Here is a 14002-nt window from a genome sequence, read left to right as displayed (position 1 = left end):
TTAATACATAAGTTGAACCTTTTTAGCTAGTATGGTTAAAGAGTTTACATTTTTAAATTTAGATATTGTGAAATTTAAAAGCTAGCACATTAGATAAATAAATTTGCAAGTAAAAGAAATTTTACTTGCAAACTAGTTTATATACTTAGCGTAAAATTCTCTTTTACGCTTCCTATGTCGTTTTTAGTTATTAACTTTCTTTTTTTAAGCTCTGCAACAAGTGGCTTTGAAGCTTTTTTCGTTACTTCTATATCAGCATTTAGTCCACCTGCTGCAGAGAACATCCAGTATTTATGCATCTCAACCCATTCAAGTAGTTTATTTACTTTTTGAATCTTAGTATCGCTAGGAGCTACTGAAATTTTAGCAAGCTCAAGCTCTTGGAAATATATAGAAATTTGAAGAATGTTGTCTAAAAACATTTTATGTTTTTTAGAACTCATATATGTTTTTAGCTTATCTAGTTTAGAAGTTATTTTAACAAGCTTAGAAAACATCTTTTCGCTAACTTCACCTGCCTCTTTTTTTTCTATTAGCTCATCTATCTTTGGCACTAGCTCTAAAAATACCTCTTCTATCTTTTTCTTAGCCTCTTTTTGCGTTTTAACTTTTTTGGCTATATAAGTATATGCTTTTAATAGATCCTTACTTCTTTGCTTTTCTGAAATTTTAGAGATATTTGGCTCTTTTTTAGGTATTTTATCCTTACAAAGCTCATTCATAGTCTCTAAAAATGGTTTTTCGATGCTCCCTTCTATCCTAGCTCCACCCTCAGTGCAGTTATATGTGACATATCCCTCTTTAGAAGACTGTTCTATATCTTTTTCATACTGGTTTTTAAATTTATCCCATATATAAGTAGTCCTAACTTCACCCTCTCCTCCGTAAGCCTTTACATATAAGTACTCATCAGTCTGAGCAAAGGCATGTCCTGTGGCATGACTCTTACCATCTGGTGCAAAGGCTAAGTCTTGTCCGATCAGAACTATATTTTTATGCCCTAATGCATAAGCTAGTTGAAATGCTTGATTGGCTGTTGAGTGACCGATCCCTAAGTAGCCATATTTTTTCATATTAAAAGCGATTTCGCTTTGCTGCGGTCTCATAGTAAGAACAAGACGCCTTGGCAAGATATTTTTTATAGTTTGAGGATGCGTTAAAGAGGCTACGACAAAGTAGATATCTTTATCAAATTCTTTATCACGAGTACTAAAGAATGTTGATGTAGCCTCAACTCTTTCGATAGATGTCACATAATCAGGCACGATGCCATGTTTTTTTAGTATAGGATACGAAGCATCAAGGCTTATGATAGTAGCATAAGGCACAAATTTTTTAAGTGTATCAAGCTGCTTATCTAAGCTTGGCCCAGTTGCTACAATAATAGCTGTTTTATTTAGCTCATAACGCTTTAAAACAAGTTGCGTATAGCAATAGTTTTCAAGCATGATCGGAATATTTTGTATGTGATGTTTGATGCCTATAAGCATATCATCGATACTATTGCCATGAGCCACGACCATTTGAGAGATAGCCTTTGCAAAGTCTGAGTTTATCCTTAAGATATCTTCACTATAACTTTCGTAAAATGGTGAGTGGATGTGAAGATCGTAAGTCTTTGCGTAAGATGTAAATTCTGGAACGGTTATTAGGAAATAAAACTGCGTATAGCTTGCAAATTCTGAATAAAATAAGACAAGTCTATGGCTAAGTAGCTCGCTGCTTAGATCAACAACGTTAAGCGTGGCATAAATAATATCTATCTCTGGCTCGATAACTGCTATCTTTTTGTGAGTTTCATTTTTTAAAAGGGCTTTATATAAGATGCCATTTCCAAGACCATAAAAAAACATCATTGGATATCTTTTATACTCTTTTTCTAAATTTTCAAGAGAGACAAGCGTGTCATTTACTGGTCTTTCATAGACATATTTTAAGGTTTTATTATTTATCAAATTTATATCTATCGGATCTTTACCAACAAAGATATCAAAGTCCTTTGCTGTCTCCATACCCCAAAGCTTAGCAGCTAAAATTTCATCTTGTTGAAAGAGCGCTTGGAGGTTTTTTTGAAAGATAGGATTTTGTATATTTGTCATCTTACTTTCAAGTACTTTTTGCTTCGCCTCATCTATCTTTTTACGTTTTTTGTTTTTATGCACCTCAAGGTCATCTAGTTTATAAACTTTGTTTTCATCACTCATATCAGATCCTCCTTTGTTATCCTATCACTAAATTTTATATCTCTTTTTGCTTTTTTGCCGATTAGCTCTTTTAAAAATTTAGGGTGAAGGCCATGCCCTGGACGCACGCTCCTTACATTTTGCTCGCTAAAAATTTCACCTTTTTTTATATCTGTGCTTGCATAAAGCGAGCGAGAAAATCTCCTGTTTAAAACCGCTTTTTCATCTAGCTCGTAGTTTACCACGCCCAAAAGCTCCTCAGCCTCTCTAACACACTTTGTCATAAGAGCAAATTCGCTCTCATCAAGACTAAATGCGCTATCAACGCTTTTTACGCTTTTATCAAGTATAAAATGTTTTTCAACTATCCTAGCGCCCAAACTAACCGCAACAACTGGAGCCGTCACACCCAAAGTGTGATCTGAAAAGCCAACTTCAACGCCAAATTTCTCTCTCATATCAGCTATCGTTTGTAAATTCATGCCATTTAGCGGTGCTGGGTAGCTTGAAGTGCATTTTAAAAGGGCGATGTCGTTATTGCCCACATTTTTGCAAATTTGCACCACGGCTTGTATCTCTTCTTCGTAGGCTATGCCAGTTGAGATGATTATGGGCCTACCTTTTTTGGCTACAAACTCTACAAAATCATAGTCTGTCACTTCAAAACTAGCAATCTTATAAGCTGGCGGGTTAAACTGCTCTAAAAAGTTGGCATCATCCTTGCAAAATGGGCTTGAAAAACAAATAAGCCCCTCCTCTTTTGCTACTTTAAAAAGCTCAGCGTGCCACTCTTTTGGCGTTAGCGCCTCTTGGTAAAGCTCGTATAAATTTCGCTCGTCCCAAAGTCCGCCTTTTATGACAAAGTCGTCTAGGTGCGAATTTAGAGTCAAACTATCAGGCGTATATGTCTGAAGTTTTATCGCGTCAGCTCCAGCGCGCTTAGCTGCTTTTATCGTATCTACCGCTGTTTTTAGGCTACCGCTGTGATTAGCAGAGAGCTCTGCTATTATAAAGACCTTTTTGTCTGTATCAAAATTTCCTATTTTCATCCGTTAGTCCGTTTTATTTTTAAGCTCAAGATAGCTAAATTCATCATCTTTTGCGTAGATCCTAAAGCCAAAATTTTCATAAAGTGCGAGCGCTTTTTCGTTGTTATTATAAGCTTTTGCCTTTAGCGAGCCAACTTTTAATGTAAAAAAAGCGTAGTCTTTTATGAGATCAAGCAGCTTTTTACCCACTCCTTTTAGCTCTGGGTTTTTATAAACGCCAAATTCGCAACTCTCTTTCGTTATATCAACGAAGCTCACCACTCCGATAAATTCACACTCGTCTTTTACTAAAAAGTAGATCTTATCTTGAATGCTCTTTAATCTCTCTAAAAAAGCAAAATGCTCCTCTTTGCCAACGCTTTTGTTTTTCATAAATTTGGCTATACGCTCGTCGTTTCGCCACTTTAAGACCATCAGTTTTTGCTCGCCACTAAGCGATGTAAAATTTATAAGCTCAAGCAAATTTCATCTCCCCAGTAAGCTTCATACCCATTTTCTTTTAGCCAAGCAAAGATCTCTTTTTGATTGTCTGTTACGCAAATGGCTTTAAATTTAGCTCCTAAAACATAAGCTTCATTTACAAGCGAGCTTGCTGTTATGATGAGCATTTTGGCCTCATTCATGAGCTTTGCTACGTTTTTACTATCTACAAAAAGGCTAAAATTTTCGTTTTTACTAGATATCTCTTTTAGTGCGCTTAAGTTTTTATTTCCACTAGTTGTTATGACGGCTGTTTTTAGCCCTTTTAAGAGCAATTTTTCTGAAATTTTAGCACTTAGCCCTGAGATATCAGTGCCTCCAAGAATGATAGCGTAGTCGTAAATTTTCTCCCTTTTTACCTGCGCTTCTTCATAAAACTCATCTCTAACTAGCAAAAACTCACTTCCACAAAATACCTCAGAGCCTTTTTCTGCCAGCCCCTCATATCTTGCCTTTTGCGCATATAAATTTACATTTAAAATGAAGTCTGCAAAATGTTTTTCGTAAGTGTCGTCAAATGATAAAATTTTAACGCCAGTTTTCTCTTTTATAGCTCTTTCGTCTTCAAAGCTAAAGCCGTAGTGGTCGATAATGAGAAGCTCAAATTTATTATCTTTTATAAGCTCGCAAAGCTCATCTATCTCGCCACTTGTTAAGCTAAATTTAGGGTAGTTTATCTCATCAAAAATGTCACCATCTAGCCTCAAAGATGCAAATGAGATGTTGCTAAATTTTTTAGCAAGCAAAAGGTCTCGCCTGATGTGCCCATGCCCTATCTTGCTGCTACTATCAGCGCGCACGAGCGTTTTTAGCAGGGGGAGTCCTTTAAATTCTTTCAATCAAATCTTTCCATTATTTATCAAATAAAGCTTTTTAGCAAACTCAAAATCCTCTAGCGTATCGATGTCACAGACTAAATTTCTTGGCAGCAAATATGCCTTTGAGTGTGGAGCAAACAAAGCACTGCACTCCAGCCAAGCCTCTTTTTTGCCAAAATAAAATGCCCCAGCGTCATGAAACGCAGGCTCAAGATCTTGCGAGCGTATCTTTTCAAACTGCGGATAAAACATGCTAACTCTAGCGTTTTCATCAAGTTTTATCGCCCTTTGTATAGGAAATTCAAAAGCAGTCGCTGAAAATAAAAATTTACACTCCTGCTTTTTAAACTCTCCTGCGGCCTCTTTTAAAATTTCAGCCCTTATAAGCGGTGCTGTAGCATAAAGGCAGCAGACGTCAAAGCTAGAATTTACACGCCTTATCGCGTCTTTTATCACGTCGGTGCTTGTTGCGTAGTCGTCGCTTAAGCTCGCTTCTCTAAAAAATGGCACGCTAGCTCCAAATTCTCTAGCCACATTCGCGATCGCTTCGTCATCGGTGCTTACGATCACTTCGCTAAAAACTTTAGAATTTAACGCAGCCTCGATGCTATAAGCGATCAAAGGCTTGCCCAAAAAGTCTTTTATGTTCTTGCCAGGTATTCTCTTACTGCCACCTCTTGCTGGTATGATACAGATCATTTTTACTCACTAAAGCTTTTTAGCACGTCAAAAAGCGTGCTTGCAACAAATTTAGTATCATCCACACCCATTCCGTGATGGCAAGGGATGCTAAGCTCGGCGCTATAAAATTTCTCCGCATTTGGCAGTGAAATTTCGCCAAGAAGCGCTTTATAAAAGCTAAATTTATATGTTGGTTTATAATGCACCTGCACACCAACGCCTTTTTGCAAAAGTGCTTCAAAAATTTGCTCTTTTTTATCCCAAAATTTCTCATCCAAAAGCACTGGATATAGGTGCCTTGAGCTTGTTGTATTTGCTGGGATTTTTATAGTTTTAAAATATTCACACCCGCTAAATTTCTCATCATAAAATTTAGCTATCTCATTTCTTTTGGCGATAAAGCCATCCAGCCTTTTTAGCTGGCTAAGCCCCAAAGCGCAGGCCACGTCTGTGATCCTGTAGTTGTATCCAAGTAGGCTCATGTCGCTATCCCAAAGCTTTGTTTTGGTGATGCCGTGGCTTCTATATAGCCTTGCAAATCTTGCTAGCTCATCGTCATTTGTAGCAAGCGCGCCGCCTTCAAGCGTGGTGATAGGCTTTACTGGATGAAAGCTAAATATGCTAATATCAGCCTTAACACCCACTTTTACGCCGTTTTGCACGCTACCAAGGGCGTGAGAGGCATCATCTATCACTTTTATGCCGTGTTTTTTGGCTAAATTTATGATCTTATCTAGCTCCACAGGGTTGCCGCCGTAATCAACCGCAGTTATCACCTTTGTTTTTGGTGTGATTAGAGCTGGAATTTTCTCTTCATTAATGTTGCCATTTGCTTTTACGTCGCAAAATTTGACCTGCGCTCCTGCCATCAAAGCCGCATTTGCAGTGGCCGCAAAGGTGATAGGTGTCGTGATCACTTCATCGCCAGCCTTTACGCCAAGGCTAAGATAGGCTACGTGAAGAGCCGAAGTGGCTGAGTTCATAGCGATCACGTACTTTACGCCAACATACTTTGCCAGCTCCTCTTCAAATTTGCTGACCTTTTGGCCACCTGTTAAGATGTCATCTTTTAAGGCATCTGTGACTGCCTTTATGTCCTCTTCTGTGATCTGCTGACGGCTGTAAGGGATCATTTAGCATCTCCTATCATCTCAAGAAGGCCTGCTCTATCGAGCCAAATTTTATTTGTATTTGAGCTATATTCAAAGTCCTCGCTCACTGGTTTGCCCTTTTGATGAAGAGCATTTGTCGAGAAGTCTTGCGCTGTTAAGAACTGAATAGACGGACTAATAACGTAGTAATCATCAAATTCGTATGTAAGATGCGCGTCGTCTCTTGAGATCATCATCTCATGCATCTTCTCGCCTGGGCGAATACCTATGATCTTGACGCCAAGGTCTGGTGCAAGGGCTTTTGCGAGATCGACCATCGTCATTGACGGGATCTTTGGTATGAAAATTTCGCCGCCTTTCATCCTCTCAAAGTTTTTAAGGACGAAATTTACGCCTTGTTCAAGCGTGATCCAAAATCTAGTCATCTTCTCATGCGTGATAGGAAGCTCTTTTTCTCCTTGTGCGATCAGCTTTTTAAAAAGCGGCACGACTGAGCCACGTGAACCAACGACATTTCCATATCTTACGACGCTAAATCTTGTTTTTTTGTCTCCAACAATGTTATTTGCAGCGACAAAGAGCTTGTCGCTCGCTAGCTTCGTAGCTCCATATAAATTTACAGGGTTGCACGCTTTGTCAGTTGAGAGTGCGATCACTTTGCTAACGCCACACTCCAAAGAGGCGTCGATGACGTTTTGAGCGCCATCTATGTTTGTTTTGATGCACTCCATTGGGTTGTATTCTGCGATTGGTACGTGTTTCATCGCAGCTGCGTGAATGACATAGTCTATGCCGTTCATCGCAGTTCTTAAGCGCTTATAGTCCCTCACGTCGCCGATAAAAAAACGCATTGCCTTGTCTTTAAAGACTTGAGCCATTTCATATTGCTTTAGCTCGTCGCGCGAGTAGATAACTAGCCTTTTTGGCTTATATTTTTTTAACAAAATTTCAGTGTATTTTTTACCAAAACTTCCTGTTCCGCCGGTGATCAATATCGATTTGTTGTTAAACATTTTGCGCCTTTTTGCTAGTCATTTTTTGATTTATAAATGGCTAATTTGGATTATTTTTTATAAATTTTTAAGCAAAAGCTGTGCCAAATTTAAAATTTGTTTATCAAAGCTCTGCTTTTTCTAGCTTCTATTTCGTCAAAATTTCGTTATTGTTTAGGGTTTTTATAAAAAGTGGGCGATAAATTTAGCCTTTGCAAAGTCGCAAAGGCATGAAAATTACTTTAAAATTCTAGGCAGCGTGATGCCTTCTTGGGCTTGGTATTTGCCATTTTTATCAGCATAAGTCACCTCGCAAGGCTCATCACCCTCGATAAATAGCACCTGCGCAATGCCCTCGTTTGCATAAATTTTCGCAGGAAGTGGCGTCGTGTTTGAGATCTCTATCGTTATATGCCCCTTAAATCCTGGCTCAAAAGGCGTCACATTTACAATGATGCCGCACCTTGCGTATGTGCTCTTGCCAAGGCAGATCGCTAGCACATTATCAGGCATGTTAAAGTACTCGATCGTGCGCGCCAAAGCAAAAGAATTTGGCGGCACTATGCAGACATCGCCCTTAAAATCAACCACGTTTTTCTCATCAAAATTCTTTGGATCAACGACGGTTCCGCCGATATTTGTGAAAATTTTAAACTCATCGCCCACGCGTATATCATAGCCGTAGCTAGAAACGCCGTAGCTAACGACGCCGCGACCCACTTGCTCCTCGGCAAATGGCACGATCATATTCTTTTCAACCGACATTTTCCTTATCCAAGAGTCTGATTTTAAACCCATTTTTGCTCCTTTTTTGGGGCGATTATAACGCTTTGCGTCTTTAAAGTAAATTTAATGGCACTTTGCAGTAAAACTAGTATAATTTTGAGAGCGAAATTTCATAAAGGACAAAAAATGCAAGAGAGAAACGCCGAAACTTTTACAGGAGAACGCGCGATGTTTGGGGCAAAGGGGATAAATTTTACTAACTGCATCTTTGAAGATGGCGAGTCGCCGCTAAAACACAGCTCAAATTTAAAGCTAAACGAGTGCGCTTTTGCCTACAAATATCCACTCTGGTACGCAAGCGACATCGCGCTAAATGGCGGATACTTGGAGCCTCTAGCAAGGGCTGGCATGTGGTACAGCACAAATTTAAGCTTCAAAGACATGATCATAAATGCTCCAAAAAGCTTTAGAAAAAGCTCGCAAATTTCACTTGAAAATGTAAATTTTTCAGACGCTGCCGAGACACTTTGGGGGTGCGAGAACGTGAAGATAAAAAACGTCTTTGCAAAAGGGGATTATTTTGGGGCAAATAGCGAAAATTTAGAGGTTGATGGGCTAAATTTAAACGGTAACTACTGCTTTGATAGTTGCAAAAATCTTCGCGTCACAAACTCAAAGCTCATTTCAAAAGATGCCTTTTGGAACTGCGAAAACGTGGTCGCGCAAAACTGCCTAATCTCAGGCGAATACCTAGCATGGAACGCTAAAAATGTGTCGCTCATAAACTGCACGATAAAGAGCTTGCAAGCACTTTGCTATGTGGAAAATTTGGTCGTGAAAGATTGTATTTTTATGGACACAGGCCTTGCTTTTGAGTATTCAAGCGTCGATGTGAGCACCAAAAGTAGCATAAAAAGTGTGAAAAATCCAAAAAGCGGAGTCATAAGAGCTGGCAAGATAGATGAGATCATCATGGATGGCAGCTTGGTTGATGTAAGCAAGATAGAGATAGTCACGGATGAAATTTAGGCAAAATTTAAAGAAATAACATGCAAAATGAAAAATTTAGAGCGAAATTTAGTATAAAAAACGATGCTAAATTTAAAAAGCTACTACACAAGGTCTCAAGCACCGTCTATAAGAAGAATAAATTTGTGTTTTTGATGAGAGCAATCGAGCTGCCATTTGCTGCACTATGCGCAGTAGCTTTGGTTGTGCTTTTTGACATTTTTGAGAATGATTTAGTAGTTTTTTCGGATATAACCGACGTCTCTTTTTTGGCAAGAAATTTAGCCATTGTTCTTTGTGTCGGCATAGTCTTGCTCTATATTTATACGGCTATAATTAAACCAGTTTTATTTACTAGAGCCATTTACTCAAAAATCGATGTTGAGCGCGAACAAGAGATCGTTATATATGATGATGAGGTCTTGTTTGTCACAGCGACAAGCACGGTTCATTTTTCGTTTAGTGCGTTTCTTGGCACTTGCGAAACTGATGATTTTATAGCTTTGATCTTAAAAGAAGGCTCATTCTTATATATCCAAAAGAGTCGCTAAATGAAAAAGCACAAGAAATTTTGGAATTTCTAAAAGAAAAGATAGGTCAAAATTAGTGAAATACTTTTGAATATTTTGAACTAAAAACCATACAAATTTGCCATGCCAGCAAATTTGTTGGCTGTATTCAAACAAAATTCTCTAAAAGCATAGATATTATTGCTTTAATGATGCCAAATATCAATCTTTCAGTGATAAATTTTAATATCAAAATAATTATTTGACGTCGAGAATGATATCTAAAGACTATTTTGTTTATAGCTGGTTTTAACTCCGCACCGATGAATACATCTTTTGGAGTTGTGCCTGCGTCCCAAATGTTTTGAAGTAGTTGAGATAGCACAGTTTCAGTTAGTGCTGCTGGAGTGCCTTTCCAATCGCCTGAACTATCAAATGCTACAACATTGCCACGCTTGCCGCTTGCAAACGCAGCCGCACCTTTAGCCAAGAAGTAAAATAGTCCTGCCATTTCGCCAGCTGTTGCATCCGTTCTAACAGTCGGTGCTTTAAACACGCTCTTTTTAACGTCAGCATCACGACCAAGACCAAAGATAGCATACTCCATATCTAGCTTATGCTCTTTTGCTCTTTTAGCAGTCTCGCGCTCTAACTCTTTACCGCCGTAAGTTGCCACTGCTTGCATACTTCTTGAAACACTAACGCTAGAAGTGAAAATTTGCACTGCGTTTGAAGTTTTTTGCACGCTTGATTTGATTTGATCATCAAAGTCAGAAATCTCTAGCTGTGCGTTTTTCTTTGGGGCAGCTAAGCTGTCAGTTAGCCAAGAGTGCTCTATACCTTTAACACTTGAAGTGCCAATTAGTTTAAGTATAGGCGTCTCGTCAGCACCTATTAAGATTATGTTTTCGTAGACTGAGGGCTTTAAGCCTTCACGTTTTGTAGCTGGGGCTTGAAACCCAGTTGTAGTTATTGCCATTTCTTTGCTCCTTTTATGCAATTTAATGGCAATTTATCATTAAGGGCTGTGTCAAATCTACCCAATTTTGAGAAAATCAAAAAGAAAATTTAGTGTTTTTAAAAAAGTGAGCCCTAAAAGATAGGGCTTTTTAATTATTATTGGAGTTTTTAGTAGATATATAGCTATTTTTTACACCTTGACTAATTTTATTTTTAGTTAGCCTATTTACTGCTTTAGCTTTTACTCCGTCGCTTATATCTTTATTTAGTAGCACTTTCTTAACTAAGCCTACCTTGTCGCTACTTGTATCTATCGCATCAAGTAGCTTAAGCTTTGGGTTTTCAAACTTCATGGGCTCTTTTAGATTTCTATCAGAATAAAAGGTTATAATATCGTCATTAGCGGAGGTTGAAGTAATTGCGGAGTGTATCCCGCTTCCTCCGTTTTTATCCTTTATGTCATTTATGACAAGCCTAAATCTCACACCGTCTTTATCTTCCCATTCATAAAGCCTTGCTTTGCGATCATTTATAAATGGTTCTTTATATTCTTTTATAAATTTACGCATATTCTCGCCCATATTTAATAGTTCTTGCTTCGTAACATAACCTTCCTTTGTTGTGTCTTCTAAATGCTTTATCTCGATATGTTTAGCCCCTTTGTTTTTATTTCCTATCGCATATCTTACCGCTCCCTCTACATCTTCTAAATCCTTATAAACTGGAGTTGAAAATTTGCCATTATATGTGACATTATAGATGCCTCTTTTTTCTTTTAGCTCGGGTAGTTTTTTACTGAAATTTACTCCGTCTTCTCTACTTACAAACGTATCATTTGGATTTACATCAAAAGTCTCATGCGGATAAACTCTATCTTTTTTATTTAGGTTGAGCCTATTTTGTACATTCCTTGCTTCAGCTTCACCATGTATCTTTTGATACGCTTCATACATATCTTTATCAGTGATCGCATTTTTCTCATCTTCTATAGCCCATTTTATATTTCTTATCTTGTTGTTTGCTTCCCACCCCTTCTTAGAATAAGGCTCTCTTTCTTTTAATAATCTTTGTGCTTCTGGACTATCCTTTAGTCCTTTGTCAAAAAGCTCTATATATGCTTTTTGGAGCGGCTCTTCTTTCTTCCAAGCCTCGTTTGCTATTTTTTCAAGTTTAGCTAGCTCATTCTCATATTTTTTCTCGATTGTTTTTACAGCGGCATTCCATACTATGTCATATTCTCCACCCCTTGCAAAGCCTTCGATGTTTTGTATGGCGTGTTGCACCTCGTGCATAAGCGTAGATTTATCGCCTATGTTGTTTATGGCTATCTCTTTTTTATTAGGGTCATAATATCCTAGGTTTTCTCCTTTTTCGTCGATTATCTTTTTAATCTTTATATCCTTTAACTCAGGATATGCTTTAAATAGCTCTTTATGCTCTAGCAAGTCGCCTAATTTATCTGCGTTTTGATTTTTGATTTTAGCTGGGCTATCATCTATCTCAAACTTCCAAGCGCCATCTTTATCTTTGTACCAACCAGTGCTTTGCCAAATCTTAACTTCATTTTCGCCTTTTTCTAGCATAGCTTTAGCTTTTGAGAGTTTATTAGCACTAGCATTAAGTGCCTTTTCTCCTGCAAAAGAATTTATACTATTGCTCTTTGCTGACCCATAAATTTTGGTTAATAATTTTGGGTTATCTTTTGCCATTTGTGGCATCTTTTTGCCAAGCCCAAGAATAGAATTGTAAAGCTCTGGGCTTATGCGTTTAACTGCTGAAGCACTAAATTTTGATCCAAACAATGCATATATAAAACCTTTTGCAAACTCTTCAGGGCTTACGTTGCCATTTTCATCAGCACCATTTGCTGTGCCACCAAGTAGGCCACTTACTATATGTGGGCTTGCGTTGATAGTTTTAGTGTTTTTGTCTTTTTGATTTTTAAAAGTTTTATCTAATTCTTGTGTTTGTTTTGGTATAATCTCATTTGGCAGCCCAAGCTCGCTATTTGATTTGCTGCCTGGCTGGATGAAAGTTTGGATAATGCCAGCATCTTTAGAATTCTCTCTACTAACTTTATCAAGGCGTTTTAAATCTTTTTCTTTTACTTTTGTTGCATGTTTTACTTCTCCACTTTCTTTATCGATCGCAAGCTTTCCAATTTTGTTTTCGTCCATTCGTTTTACTATCAAAGCATAGTCTAGTCTGTTATTATTAAAAAAATGTGTTGGTTCATTTTTGATCTCTCTAATCAGCCTAAAAACATCGCTTGGCTTACTAAACATTTCTGGGTGTTTGCTAGCTAGATAATCTAAATCCGCGCTTATTTCTTCAGTTGTTATCTTCGATAAATCCCTTACGTTTGGGGCTAAGTCCATTTTTATATTTAAATCACTCTTTGGCGCTGGGCTTTGCTTTGTGATGAAATTATCCCCTTTTATTTCTGCGTTTTGAGCCTCTTCTCTTAACGCCTTTACCTCGTTTTTAAAAGCTTCTAGTAGTTTAGTTGAGTTCTCTGGTGCATCTTTTATCTCTATCTTTTCAAGATTATTAATGACACTTTTTAGATCGCCTGCATTATTAATTGCATTTCTTATATGATTTTTTAAAGATGCGTCATTGCCTAATACTGGGAGCAGTGATTTTAACCTTTCAATGGCTAAATTTCTCTTCATTGTCATAAGTGCTCCAGTTACTGAATGTCCTATGCCTTGTTGTAGCTCTTTAGCCTTTGGATTAATCGCTGTTAGTTTTTCAAGCAGTGATGACGTGTTATTTAGTATACGAGCTTTTTTGTTTAGCTCACCCATTATCTCCACCGCTCTTTTGCTCTCAAACGGAGCATTTTTTAAAGTATTGCTTACTTTAGAAAAGTCAGTTATCCCATCTTTGGTAAATTTTTCTATTACGCCACGGATCAGGTTAGTTTCTAATGCTTCTTGTTCGCTACTACTTAATCTAGCTGTAAGAGCTTTTAAATCTAAGCCGTTTTCTGCGTTAAGAGCTTTTAAAAGCGAGTTTGTTATATCGCCACTACTCTTTAGCTCACCCATTACATCATGGTAAATTTTAGAGTTTTGAAGTTCTTTAAAAAGAGCGTATTCGCTTCTTGCTTGTTTTAAAACATCTTTTGCTTTTTGACTAAGAGCTGGGTTACTAAAAGCTTGCTCGGCGACATTATTTATTAAGTTCTGTCTTTACTTTTCAAGCAAAGGATCATATTATCATTAAGATAAATTCAGTCTAAAGATTTTAAAAACTGGCATAAAAACAAATTTAAAACATAATCAAACCAATAATCTAAAAAGAAATATAAAAACCTTACAATATATAAAAAATAAATAAAAGCAACTAGGATTAATAATACAAGAATTAAAGCAGATTAACAACAAAGCCCGCAACGACCTACTTTTCCAACATCCCAGTAAGGGAGAGTATCATCAGCCAGGACGAGCTTAGCTTCTTGGTTCGAGATGGAGCAAGG

The 14002-nt window shown here is 37.6% G+C and carries 12 protein-coding genes; 2 read left to right on the top strand and 10 right to left on the bottom strand.

Annotated features, from left to right (window positions below):
* Nucleotides 1–137: 137 nt before the first annotated feature.
* From CYO90_RS07475 to dcd, 8 genes are all read right to left on the bottom strand, one after another.
* Complete coding sequence (locus tag CYO90_RS07475; protein WP_103579047.1) at nt 138–2204, bottom strand: motility associated factor glycosyltransferase family protein; 2067 nt, start codon at nt 2202–2204, stop codon at nt 138–140.
* On the bottom strand, nt 2201–3232 hold the full coding sequence (gene pseI / locus CYO90_RS07470) for a pseudaminic acid synthase (protein WP_103579046.1): 1032 nt from the start codon (nt 3230–3232) through the stop codon (nt 2201–2203). The genes CYO90_RS07475 and pseI overlap by 4 nt, the downstream gene beginning before the upstream one ends.
* A gap of 3 nt (nt 3233–3235) precedes the next feature.
* A complete protein-coding gene (pseH, locus tag CYO90_RS07465) occupies nt 3236–3694 on the bottom strand; it encodes a UDP-4-amino-4,6-dideoxy-N-acetyl-beta-L-altrosamine N-acetyltransferase (RefSeq protein WP_103579045.1) in 459 nt (152 codons plus the stop codon).
* The gene (pseG, locus tag CYO90_RS07460; protein WP_103579044.1) at nt 3679–4551 is read right to left on the bottom strand and encodes a UDP-2,4-diacetamido-2,4,6-trideoxy-beta-L-altropyranose hydrolase; all 873 of its coding nucleotides are present in this window, start codon (nt 4549–4551) and stop codon (nt 3679–3681) included. Before pseG ends, pseH begins: the two co-directional genes overlap by 16 nt.
* Nucleotides 4552–5229, bottom strand: a complete 678-nt coding sequence (pseF, locus tag CYO90_RS07455; protein ID WP_103579043.1) for a pseudaminic acid cytidylyltransferase — start codon at nt 5227–5229, stop codon at nt 4552–4554.
* A gap of 2 nt (nt 5230–5231) precedes the next feature.
* Nucleotides 5232–6344: a UDP-4-amino-4,6-dideoxy-N-acetyl-beta-L-altrosamine transaminase gene (gene pseC / locus CYO90_RS07450; RefSeq protein WP_103579042.1), complete on the bottom strand. Its 1113-nt coding sequence runs from the start codon at nt 6342–6344 to the stop codon at nt 5232–5234.
* Nucleotides 6341–7336: a UDP-N-acetylglucosamine 4,6-dehydratase (inverting) gene (pseB, locus tag CYO90_RS07445; RefSeq protein WP_002940035.1), complete on the bottom strand. Its 996-nt coding sequence runs from the start codon at nt 7334–7336 to the stop codon at nt 6341–6343. Before pseB ends, pseC begins: the two co-directional genes overlap by 4 nt.
* A 216-nt stretch (nt 7337–7552) precedes the next feature.
* Complete coding sequence (dcd, locus tag CYO90_RS07440; protein WP_021091674.1) at nt 7553–8113, bottom strand: dCTP deaminase; 561 nt, start codon at nt 8111–8113, stop codon at nt 7553–7555.
* A 114-nt stretch (nt 8114–8227) separates the two neighbouring features.
* Between dcd and CYO90_RS07435 the strand changes: the two genes are divergently transcribed.
* Both CYO90_RS07435 and CYO90_RS07430 read left to right on the top strand, forming a co-directional pair.
* Nucleotides 8228–9070, top strand: a complete 843-nt coding sequence (locus CYO90_RS07435; RefSeq protein ID WP_103579041.1) for a DUF3737 family protein — start codon at nt 8228–8230, stop codon at nt 9068–9070.
* 20 nt (nt 9071–9090) lie between these two features.
* Nucleotides 9091–9600: a hypothetical protein gene (locus CYO90_RS07430; protein WP_181000233.1), complete on the top strand. Its 510-nt coding sequence runs from the start codon at nt 9091–9093 to the stop codon at nt 9598–9600.
* A gap of 127 nt (nt 9601–9727) precedes the next feature.
* Here the strand turns inward: CYO90_RS07430 and CYO90_RS07425 are convergent, their stop codons facing one another.
* Complete coding sequence (locus CYO90_RS07425) at nt 9728–10537, bottom strand: SU10 major capsid protein (RefSeq protein ID WP_181000232.1); 810 nt, start codon at nt 10535–10537, stop codon at nt 9728–9730.
* A 130-nt stretch (nt 10538–10667) separates the two neighbouring features.
* Nucleotides 10668–13571: an LPD23 domain-containing protein gene (locus CYO90_RS07420; protein WP_103579040.1), complete on the bottom strand. Its 2904-nt coding sequence runs from the start codon at nt 13569–13571 to the stop codon at nt 10668–10670.
* Nucleotides 13572–14002: the final 431 nt, after the last annotated feature.

The sequence above is a fragment of the Campylobacter concisus genome (genome assembly GCF_002913745.1).
In the GTDB taxonomy this organism is placed as follows: Bacteria; Campylobacterota; Campylobacteria; order Campylobacterales; family Campylobacteraceae; genus Campylobacter_A; species Campylobacter_A concisus_R.
Note: the sequence above shows the minus strand (reverse complement) of the source record. Positions and strands in the feature narration are given on the sequence as shown.

Bases quoted from the DNA above. Each gene is read 5' to 3' on its own strand.
- CYO90_RS07475 (WP_103579047.1), bottom strand. From the start codon at position 2,204: ATGAGTGATGAAAACAAAGTTTATAAACTAGATGACCTTGAGGTGCAT.
- pseI (WP_103579046.1), bottom strand. From the start codon at position 3,232: ATGAAAATAGGAAATTTTGATACAGACAAAAAGGTCTTTATAATAGCA.
- pseF (WP_103579043.1), bottom strand. From the start codon at position 5,229: ATGATCTGTATCATACCAGCAAGAGGTGGCAGTAAGAGAATACCTGGC.
- pseC (WP_103579042.1), bottom strand. From the start codon at position 6,344: ATGATCCCTTACAGCCGTCAGCAGATCACAGAAGAGGACATAAAGGCA.
- pseB (WP_002940035.1), bottom strand. From the start codon at position 7,336: ATGTTTAACAACAAATCGATATTGATCACCGGCGGAACAGGAAGTTTT.
- dcd (WP_021091674.1), bottom strand. From the start codon at position 8,113: ATGGGTTTAAAATCAGACTCTTGGATAAGGAAAATGTCGGTTGAAAAG.
- CYO90_RS07435 (WP_103579041.1), top strand. From the start codon at position 8,228: ATGCAAGAGAGAAACGCCGAAACTTTTACAGGAGAACGCGCGATGTTT.
- CYO90_RS07430 (WP_181000233.1), top strand. From the start codon at position 9,091: ATGCAAAATGAAAAATTTAGAGCGAAATTTAGTATAAAAAACGATGCT.
- CYO90_RS07425 (WP_181000232.1), bottom strand. From the start codon at position 10,537: ATGGCAATAACTACAACTGGGTTTCAAGCCCCAGCTACAAAACGTGAA.
- CYO90_RS07420 (WP_103579040.1), bottom strand. From the start codon at position 13,571: ATGGGTGAGCTAAAGAGTAGTGGCGATATAACAAACTCGCTTTTAAAA.